Annotated in this window: 9 protein-coding genes; 6 read left to right on the plus strand and 3 right to left on the minus strand. The window is 61.0% G+C overall.

Annotated features, from left to right (window positions below; all coding sequences use genetic code 11):
• From EGI20_RS14430 to EGI20_RS14445, 4 genes are all read left to right on the plus strand, one after another.
• Nucleotides 1-694 (plus strand): hypothetical protein (locus EGI20_RS14430; protein WP_498632318.1); only part of this gene is annotated, 694 nt, incomplete at its 5' end.
• A 270-nt stretch (nucleotides 695-964) separates the two neighbouring features.
• Entirely contained in the window at nucleotides 965-2,167 is a 1,203-nt protein-coding gene (locus EGI20_RS14435; protein WP_498632320.1) for an OmpP1/FadL family transporter, read from the plus strand.
• A gap of 65 nt (nucleotides 2,168-2,232) precedes the next feature.
• Nucleotides 2,233-2,913 (plus strand): DUF3313 domain-containing protein, encoded by a 681-nt coding sequence (locus EGI20_RS14440; protein WP_498632322.1) that lies wholly within the window; start codon nucleotides 2,233-2,235, stop codon nucleotides 2,911-2,913.
• 279 nt (nucleotides 2,914-3,192) lie between these two features.
• Entirely contained in the window at nucleotides 3,193-3,726 is a 534-nt protein-coding gene (locus EGI20_RS14445; protein WP_498632324.1) for a DUF2939 domain-containing protein, read from the plus strand.
• Nucleotides 3,727-3,771: 45 nt separating this feature from the next.
• Here EGI20_RS14445 and EGI20_RS14450 read toward each other — a convergent pair whose 3' ends face one another.
• Both EGI20_RS14450 and EGI20_RS14455 read right to left on the minus strand, forming a co-directional pair.
• A complete protein-coding gene (locus tag EGI20_RS14450) occupies nucleotides 3,772-3,933 on the minus strand; it encodes a hypothetical protein (protein ID WP_498632325.1) in 162 nt (53 codons plus the stop codon).
• A gap of 299 nt (nucleotides 3,934-4,232) precedes the next feature.
• On the minus strand, nucleotides 4,233-5,738 hold the full coding sequence (locus EGI20_RS14455; protein WP_498632327.1) for a DUF1254 domain-containing protein: 1,506 nt from the start codon (nucleotides 5,736-5,738) through the stop codon (nucleotides 4,233-4,235).
• Nucleotides 5,739-6,278: 540 nt separating this feature from the next.
• On the opposite strand from EGI20_RS14455, the gene EGI20_RS14460 reads away from it, so the two are divergent.
• Both EGI20_RS14460 and EGI20_RS14465 read left to right on the plus strand, forming a co-directional pair.
• Complete coding sequence (locus tag EGI20_RS14460) at nucleotides 6,279-7,310, plus strand: diguanylate cyclase domain-containing protein (protein WP_498632328.1); 1,032 nt, start codon at nucleotides 6,279-6,281, stop codon at nucleotides 7,308-7,310.
• Nucleotides 7,311-7,739: 429 nt separating this feature from the next.
• Entirely contained in the window at nucleotides 7,740-9,269 is a 1,530-nt protein-coding gene (locus EGI20_RS14465; RefSeq protein WP_498632330.1) for a YfcC family protein, read from the plus strand.
• 64 nt (nucleotides 9,270-9,333) lie between these two features.
• Here the strand turns inward: EGI20_RS14465 and EGI20_RS14470 are convergent.
• Nucleotides 9,334-9,585, minus strand: a 252-nt coding sequence (locus EGI20_RS14470) for a hypothetical protein (RefSeq protein ID WP_498632332.1), incomplete at its 5' end; no start/stop codon positions are given.

Genomic DNA, 9,585 nt, shown 5'->3' on the forward strand with positions numbered 1-9,585 from the left:
GCTGGCGGAATACCGGGTCAAGACCAGCCAGCTTAATCTGGGGGTGGGCATCAATATCGGCCTGCTGGGCCAGGCACGGCTAGGCTGGCGCGAGACCTGGCTGGATGCCGCGCTGGAAACAGGCGCTCCCGAGCTTGGGGAGAGCAACCAGCACTTCGGCAGTGCCTATCTCACGCTAGATCTGGATCAGACGAACCGCCTCTATCTGCCGACCTCGGGCTGGGCCGCACGTCTGGCCTATATCGACTCGCCCCAACTGAACTACGGCAACCTTTCCGGCAGCTTGTCCGGTGCGACTGCGCTGGGGCCATTGATCGTGAGCGGAAGATTCAGGGGCAGCCAGACCGTGCATGGCAGCGTCCCGTTCTACGAGGCTTCGAAACTGGGTGGCTTCCTCAATCTTTCCGGTTATGCGCAGGATCAGCTGGTCGGTAACGATATGCGCTTTGTCCAGTTGCGAACCGAAAAAATCATCGGCAAGTTGCCCTTGGGCTTGCGTGGCGATATGCGGCTGGGGCTTGCGCTGGAAGGCGCCACCTTCGGTCAGCGCTTCAGCGAAAGCCAGCTGAATGGCTGGCAGGAGTCGGCCACGCTCTATCTGGGTGGAGAGACCCCGCTGGGACCGGTATTCCTGGGCTATGGCCACGCCCGGCAGGGGCCAAAGGCCGTCTATCTCTTCCTTGGGACACCGTAGATTTCTTCCATTTTTCGGCCATTAACCTTGCCACGCCCATTCTGCTGAAGGATGGGCGTTCTGCTTTTGCCTGCTTGTATGCGGCATTTTTGCGACAAGGCACAGCGGCAGCAGAAATTAAATGTCCTTATGGCCAAGTTTCACTAAAAAACGCCACAAATCCAACCTATATCTAGAAAGAATTTACATGATAAATGCTTGATTTTTATGGCGTATGGTGGCCGGAACAGGGGCATACCCAGCGGCGAACCCGCGCAAGGAGACTCTTCAATGACAACAACTCCCATCAAGCCGCTACTGGGTGCGCTGTGTCTGGCGCTTAGCAGCTTGTCCCCGGCGGGCGGGCTTTATCTTTACGAGATGGCAACTGAAGACCTGGGGCTGGCCGGAGCCGGCTCTGCGGCCCGGGCGCAGGATGCATCTACGCTGGCCAGCAATCCGGCCGGAATGACGCGACTGGACGGCAACCAGTTCAGCGCAGGAGGACAGTTGCTGTATGGCGATCTCGATTACGAGATGGCGCGTGGCAGGATCGAGGGGCCAGGCAATGTGATCGGCTGGCTGCCTGCTGCCAGCATTTTTTACAGCCACAGCATCAGCAATGATCTGAAAGCCGGTATCGGGCTATACGGCAACTTCGGTCTGAGCCTGGATTTCGGCGACCAATGGGCCGGGCGCAATCTGGTCAGCAAGGCCACCATGATCGGCATGACCCTGCAGCCTACGCTAGCCTACCGTATCGATGACGCCTGGTCGCTGGGTGCCGGCCTGGGCATCAATTACGGCGTTTTCTCGCTGACGCGCGATCAGGTGGGTGACAGCGGTGAAGTCACCCGGGACGACCACGACTGGGCCGCCAATGCCCACCTGGGCGTGATGTATACCCTGTCACCCGATACCCGGCTGGGCCTGATGTGGACCAGCGAGGTCAAGTACCAGTTCGATGTCGATGCCTCCGGCCAGTTGCCACTGTCCGGCATAAGCTGGAGCCTGCCTGTCAACGCGGCCGTATCCAGCCCGCAGCAGGCGATGTTCAGCGTGGTACACGCGCTGGACTCCAGATGGACCTTGCTTGGCAATCTGGGCTGGCAGGACTGGAGCCGCTTCAGCGATATGGATGTGTCTACGGCCAGTCGCAGTGTCTCTTCACGGCTGCGCCTGCAGGATACATGGCATGTGGCGGCGGGTGTCCAGTATCAATGGGATGCCCAGACCCGGCTGAATATGGGCATTGCCCACGATGACAGTATGTATGTCGACCAGGGCGATACCTCGCTGACGATGCCGGCATCGGCTACCTGGCGTTTTGGCATCGGCGCACAGCATGCGCTGGATAGCAACACATCGCTCGGACTGGCCTTCGAATATGTGGATAGCGGGGAGGCGCGCGTCTCGCAGCCCGCACCGCTGGCAGGCCGTTATTCGCATCCCCGGATGTATTTCATCTCGGCCAATTACGCCCATCGTTTCTGAGCGGTCGCGGCGCAAGGTCAGGACTTGGCAGGTAGTGGGTTTATCACAACAGCGAGGAGAGCAAGATGAAGATGAAACAGGCAATGCTGGCCACTCTGGTGGCGCTGGGCGCAACCGCTTGCAGTACCACAGGGATGTCTGATGGCGCATCGGTCGAGAATAAACCGCGCTCGGGCTTTATTTCCAATTATTCGCAGCTCAAGCCCGAAGGGCAAAGCACGATGCGCTATATCAACCGTACGGCCAACTGGAAGGCCTACAACAAGATCATGTTCGAGCCGGTTGCCGTCATCCTGTCTGACAACCCGGAATACAGCGTTAACAGTCTCTCACCCGCCGTCAAAAAACGCATCGCTGACGGGATGCTCAATGCCTTCCGGCAGGAGCTGGCGCAGGACTTTCAGCTGGTGAATGCACCGGGGCCGGACGTAATCCGGGTGCGCAGCGCCATCACCGGCATACAGGCGGTGGACCCGGCGCTGACCCCGACCGACTTTATCCCGGTCAAGGCGCTCTTTAACGCCGGCCGCGAGGTTACCGGCACGGCGCCGCGCGTGGTGGAGATTACCGCCGAGATGGAAATTCTCGACCCGAACAACCGCCAGATCGCGGCCGGTGTGGCCTCGCGCAAGGCCGATGAAAGCATGCCTCAAGGCAAAAACATCACCTGGGACGATATGGATCAACTGATCAAGAGCTGGGCCAAACGCTTTCACACTGTCCTGCTGGATGCCAAACGCGGCTAAAGCCTGCAAAAGCCACCGCCCCATCGGTCCGGTGGCTTTTTTGTGCCTGGCTTCGATCCGCCAGGCGCTCCGCTTCCATGCCTAGTGCGACCAGTCCACAGCGGCATGCTGAAAAAACCGACACCTTCAATCATTGCCAAGGAGTCATGACCAGAGGCGCATTCAACAGGCAAGCCCCTGCCATTGCCGGCAAAGAAAAAAGCGATTCCTACTTTTGTTACACTGACAGTCTGGATCCGGGTATTTTTCCCGGATGACGGGCATCAATCTGGAATCAAAATGAACAACAGGATCAAGGCCGCGCTGACAGTCACGGCTCTCGCAGGCGCAGGCTGGTTTTACTACACGCCTTATCTCGCGGTGCAGAACATGAAACAGGCGGCACAACAACCGGATACGGCGGCGCTATCGGACTATATCGACTATCCGGCACTCAAAAGCAGCCTGAAAGCCGAGCTCAGGGCACGGATGCTGCCACAAACAGGCAAGGACAAGCCGTTTTCCGCCCTGGGCATCGCCCTTGGTGACCCAATCATCAACACCATGGTTGACGGCATCGTCTCGCCGCAAGGACTTGCGCTACTGCTGCAGGGCAAGCGCCAGCTCAAACGGCTGGACACCCGCAAACCTTCAGCTGACAGCGAAGCGCAAAGCACTCCCGAGACAGACAAGCCGGCAGACAGCAGCATGGGCTACGAAGGATTCAACCATTTCGTCATCCAGACGGGAAAAGCCGGCGAAGCGACCAGCTTTGTGCTGCAGCGCAAGGGGCTGGCCTCGTGGCAACTGGTCGAAATCCGGCTGCCGCAATAAGCGACTGACAGACCAAGCCGGCCATGAGTTTTGGCCGGTTCGTGATCAGGATTCAGTTTTCTCCTGCACCGGATAAGCAACGGTGCTGGCGCGTATGACATCAATCAGCTTGCGATACACACCACCGCGCCCCAATAGATAGGTAATGCCGGATTTGACCAGTTCCGGGCGCACATTGGAGCCAGCATCGCACAGGATCACGCGCACACCGCATGCCGCATGCCCTGAACTTGCGGCACACTTCTTCCAGCGAGCGCATGACCATACACAAGCACGTCTTGCCGGCGGTGCCGCAGTCCATGGCCCTGCCCCGTCAGGCTCACGCAAGCGGCAAGCTCGAAAAACCGGCGTAGCGTATACCACGCTGAAATTTTGAACGACCAACTGCAACCGGGGCATAGCCACTAAAAATGGGGGGATGAACAGCGAAGCTTGCGGACGGACCTTCCGGTTCAGCGGCGGCGTCTTGGCGGCCGCGCTGAACCGGCTGTTAGCTGGCTATTGACCTACTCGACCAACTCGATCTCGCCTGGCCGCCATGTCTTGTCGAACCACGGCTGCAGCGGTCCGTACAGGCGCAGCAGCGTGTTCCAGCCCTTGCCGGGAACGGTCTGCACCCAGTTGCTCTCCTTGCCCGCCGGCGCCTTAGGTCCGAAATAGATGTCCACCGAGGTATCGGGGTTGACCTGAAGCCCCTTGGTCTGGCTGCTGACGGCCGGCCACTGCTGATCAGTCTGCAGCATGGAGCGCGTCTGGTTGTCGTAGAGGATGACCGACCAGAAGTTGTTGACGGGAATGTTCGGCGGCAGGCGAAGCCGATAGTTCTTGCCGCCATCAAGCGGTTTGCTCTTCGAATCGACGAAAGCCGCCATGTACTGCGAGCCCTGCCCGACCGTCTTCGAATCCATGGCCGGCGTCACCCCGGTGGCGTAGAAGAAGAAGCCCGAGTAGGCATCGATGAGGCGCGCGCCCTTATCCTCGAACTTGTAGCCCCCGACAAAACCGAGGCGCCAGGCGCTCTTCGTGTCCGGATAGTAATAGCCCTCGGGCGAGCGCCAGCGATACATGATGGCACGGGCCGTCGCATCGCCCACCTGCGCCGCCTCGGCGAGGATCTTCTTCATCCGCGCATCAGGATTGAAAGGCTTGCCTTTCTGGATGCCGATGGCGGCCCACAGGCCCAGCGTGGTGGGATCGATAGACTCCGTCGGCTCCTCCTGCACCACCTGGTTGAGGTATTCCCAGAACGAATAGTTGGCCGGGCTCACGGTATTGAAATCACGGCCGGAAACATTGACGAAGTTCAGCTTCGGGGGATTGGCGGCCTGCCCCAGCCGGTAAATCTTCGTGAATTGCTTGACCCGGTCCACGCCCGGCTTCGGATCGCCGTTCTCCAGAAAGGTGCGCCAGGCGATCCAGTTGCTGTATGTCGCCGACCGGACAACGAAGTAGCCCTTGGGCACTTCACCGTTGTAGCCCGGCGGCAGGATCAAATACTTGCCGCCCTCGCCCTTGTCCGGCCCCACCATCCCGATGTCGGTGACGAAGTGGTACCACATGTCGTCGAGCAGCCCGAGGACCTTGGGCGGCACCTCCACCACCAGAGGGCCACCGCGCAGGTCCAGCCAGAACCAGGTGTACGGCGTATTGTTGTTGGGCGTGAGGAAGATCGAGCGCGCGTTCATCATCGTTTCGAAGATCGGCACGGTCGTATTGACCGGCCCCACCTCGAGGATGCCTTTGCGGTTAGCCAGCTGACTCACCGGTGCCAGCCCGAGCAGATAAGCCTGTACCGCATTCTGGAAGTCGAGGTTGTCGTAGAGCTTTTCGACTGAGGGATCATCAGGAAAGCCATCGAAAAACTTCAGCGTGCCCAGACGGGTGTCGATCTTGTCCGGGATCGCGATCCCGGCCGGGATTTCAGTCGTCATTTTCATCTTGGGTGGGGTCTGCGCCTGCGCAACGCTTGCAAACTGCACGCAAGCGAGCGCACCGCAAAACAGGCTCAACATGTTTCTAGCGTTCATTGCTATCCCCTTTGGGTTTGGCATCCGAGATATCAGGCGTTCCACGTGCATGGCCAGCTAACGTTGAAGATACGCACACTACACTTGGTCCGCGTGTATCACAGAGCCCGCCCCGGTCGCTTTTCATTGCTCTTTGAAGCGCATGAAAGTGCATGGGCGAAGTTGTACACAACCCAACGGGATTGCTGCGCCGCATATACTCGATGAGTGGTGCGCCAAGCATGGCGTATGACTGAAACCTAGGAATCACGTCGCTATAAGTCAAATTGGCGCGGCAATTTTTATGTTTCACGATCGCTGCGCTGGCACGAGCCTTATCCGGCATGGCGCATATTGGCGTCGCTGCAACGGTGGCATTCAGGCAGCGAAAGCCGCGCGCAAGCGACAAGCTGGAGATGAAGGGCAATCGTGCGACAGGCGGTAGCACATGCCTAGCTCAGGCTATTAATCACCCTGCAAAAATGATCTATGCATTTCTATTGGCAAGCGTAAACTGGTCGTTGATTGCTATTGATAAGGATGCGCATGGGCACGCCTCTCCCTCCCCGTCTGGCATTGATCCGCACGCTGTTCGAGACCTACCGCCAGCGCTACCTGAACCGCGACCTGCGGCTGCTTGACGATTTCAGCGCCAACTTCAGCGGCTACACCGGCTGCGGCGATTTTCTGGTGCACGACCGCGCACAATGGCAGGCGATCACCCGCACCGACTTTGCACAGGTGCCGGAGCCTATCCACTGGGAAATGCTCGACCTGCAACTGCAGGATCTGGCCGAAGACGTGGTGGCCGCCGTCGCCAGCTTCCATATCCACCTGCCGCTGGCCGCCAACTTTCTGGCAAACGAGACCGCGCGGCTGACGCTGATTTTCCGGCGCGAAGACGGTGTATGGAAGGTCGCGCATAGCGGCATCTCGCTGCCCTATCAGGTCAGCACCGCCGGCGACGAGGTGTACCCGCTGCAAAGCCTGAGCGCACGCAACCAGCTGCTCGAGTCGGAAGTGGCCGCGCGCACGGCCGAACTGAAAGAGGCTAACCGCCAGCTCGCGGCGCTCAGCCAGACCGACGGGCTGACCCATATTGCCAACCGGCGGCTGTTCGACACCCGGCTGGCCGAAGAATGGCAGCGCGCATGCCGCCATCCGCAACCGTTGACGCTGGCGATGGTCGATGTCGACTACTTCAAACATTACAACGACACCTACGGCCACCTCGCCGGCGACCAGGCCCTGCAGGCACTGGCACACCAGCTGGCCGCGCATGTCCGCCGCAGCGGAGAACTGGCCGCCCGCTACGGCGGCGAGGAGTTTGCCCTGCTGCTGCCTGGTAGCAGCCTTGAGCAGGCACAGGTCATCTGCCGCGATTTTCTGGCCGGCCTTGACGCGCTCGCGCTGCCGCATGCGGGCAGCCCGGTCGGTTTACTGACCGCCAGCGTCGGCGTGGCCAGCCTGACGCCGGGGCCGGACAACACGCCCGCCATGCTGATTGAACAGGCCGACGCGGCGCTGTACCGCGCCAAACAGCAGGGCAGGCATCGGGTCGAAGCAGGGGCAGCGTAAACGTCAACGCTACCCCAAACGCAGCCCGCTCAATCGTACGGCAGGTGGCGGACGCAAGCGCATCGTGTCACGGCACTGCACCCACTGACGGCGGGCATGCTTAGCCAGGCCGGCATCCGCCCTTGCCTTTCTCGCGCACCGCTAGCACGTCCGGCCCTAGCGCGGCGTCGCCGGCTCTCCGGCTTGAGCACCCCATTCAAACTTACTAATACTTGATGGCCGTCAAATGACGTATGCACCAAAGGTGCTTCCTGAAAAAACCATCGGCGTATCATTGCCCCCACGATAGCGCTATCGATTTCAAGGGTCGCCTCCACGACCAGCCAGCCACAGACTGGCTGCCTGCGGCCGGCACACGCCTGCCGCCCTGCCGCGCGCGACCTTGCCCACCGGCTTATTTGCCGGGTGACTTCGACAAGGAGCGTCACCATGAATACCACGCCCCCGCGCGGACGGCTGTTCAAGACCTTTCCATCCGCCTTTACCATCCTGTTCCTGATCATGCTGGTCGCCATCGGGCTGACCTGGATCGTCCCTGCCGGCGCCTTCGCCAAGCTGTCGTACGACAAGCCGGCGCAGGCGCTGGTGGTCACGCCGCCGACAGGCGCGAGCCACAAGGTGCCGGCGACGCAGGCTGAGCTTGACCGGTTGGGCGTCAGCATCGACGTCAAGCAGTTCGTCGACGGCACCATCCGCAAGCCGATCGCCATCCCTGGCACCTACGAGCGGCTGCCGCAGGCGCCCAAGGGGCTGGCCGACGTCACCGAGAGCATGGTCAAGGGCACCATCGAGGGCGTCGACATTATCGTGTTCATCCTGGTACTGGGCGGACTGATAGGCGTGGTCAACTCGACCGGCGCGTTCAATTCGGGCCTGGTCGCGCTGTCCAGAAAGGCGCAGGGCAACGAGTTCATGTTTGTCGCCCTGGTATGCACGGTGATGGCGCTAGGCGGCACCACCTGCGGGCTGGAAGAAGAGGCAGTCGCCTTCTACCCCATCCTGGTGCCGATCTTCCTCGCGCTGGGATACGACTCCATCGTCTGCGTCGGCGCCATCTTCCTCGCCGCGTCAATGGGCACCACCTTCTCGACGATCAACCCTTTCTCGGTAGTGATCGCATCGAACGCGGCCGGCATCGTGTTTACCGAGGGCATCCTGTGGCGGGTGTTCGGCCTGGTGGTCGGCACCGCAACCGTGATCGGCTACCTCTACTGGTACTGCAAGCGGGTCAAGGCCGACCCGAGCTTCTCCTACACCTACGAAGACAGCGCGGCCTTCCGTGCGCGCTTCCTGGAAGGCGGCTCGCTCACCGAGGCCGAGCCTTTGACGCTGCGCCGCAAGCTGATCCTTGCGCTGTTTGTCGCGGCGTTCCCGCTGATGGTCTGGGGCGTGATGGCCGGCGGCTGGTGGTTCCCGCAGATGGCCGCGTCCTTCCTCGCCATCGCAATCATCATCATGTTCATCTCGGGTGAGGCCGAAAAAGACTTGGTCGACGCGTTCACCAAGGGCGCATCCGAACTGGTCGGGGTGTCGCTGATCATCGGCCTTGCCCGCGGCGTCAATATTGTGCTCGACCAGGGCATGATCTCGGACACCCTGCTGCATTACGCGTCCGGCCTCGTCGCCGGCATGCACGGCAGCGTGTTCGCGGTCGCGCAGATGCTGGTCTTCACGCTGCTGGGCTTCGTGGTGCCATCGTCGTCCGGCCTTGCCGTGCTGTCGATGCCGATCATGGCGCCACTGGCTGACACCGTCGGTATCCCGCGCTACATCGTCGTCTCGGCGTACAACTGGGGGCAGTACGCCATGCTCTACCTCGCGCCGACCGGCCTCGTGCTGGCGACCACGCAGATGCTGGGCATGCGCTTCAACCACTGGGTGCGCTTCGTGCTGCCCATGGTCGGCTTCGTACTGGGCTTCGGCGCGCTGCTGCTGGTCGCGCAGGTGATGTTCATCTAGCCGCCACTACCGGCAGGTGGCCCGCGCCGCCTGCCGGCTGCGATCTGTCTGCTGTGGTTTACAGCTAGAACATATCCGCCAGATGACAGCTACCGGGTGCAAGCGTCACCACGCTACTGACCTGCAAGCGCCAATGCTCGCCTTCTGCGGAGACCGTCCCCAACACGCCAGCCTGCACCGGCTGGCCCTGGCGCGAGCGCCATGCCTGTTCGAGCTGCGCCATGGCCGCCTCTGGCAACAACAGCATGTAGTGCGTCCTGACGGCATTGCAGCGCTCGAGCTGCCACTGACCGCCAACTGGCGTCAGCGTGCCCTG

The sequence above is a fragment of the Aquitalea sp. S1-19 genome (assembly GCF_024343515.1).

Excerpts from the sequence above, each read along its gene's own strand:
- EGI20_RS14465 (WP_498632330.1), top strand. The coding sequence starts at position 7,740 with ATGAATACCACGCCCCCGCGCGGACGGCTGTTCAAGACCTTTCCATCC.
- EGI20_RS14440 (WP_498632322.1), top strand. The coding sequence starts at position 2,233 with ATGAAGATGAAACAGGCAATGCTGGCCACTCTGGTGGCGCTGGGCGCA.
- EGI20_RS14455 (WP_498632327.1), bottom strand. The coding sequence starts at position 5,738 with ATGTTGAGCCTGTTTTGCGGTGCGCTCGCTTGCGTGCAGTTTGCAAGC.
- EGI20_RS14435 (WP_498632320.1), top strand. The coding sequence starts at position 965 with ATGACAACAACTCCCATCAAGCCGCTACTGGGTGCGCTGTGTCTGGCG.
- EGI20_RS14460 (WP_498632328.1), top strand. The coding sequence starts at position 6,279 with ATGGGCACGCCTCTCCCTCCCCGTCTGGCATTGATCCGCACGCTGTTC.
- EGI20_RS14445 (WP_498632324.1), top strand. The coding sequence starts at position 3,193 with ATGAACAACAGGATCAAGGCCGCGCTGACAGTCACGGCTCTCGCAGGC.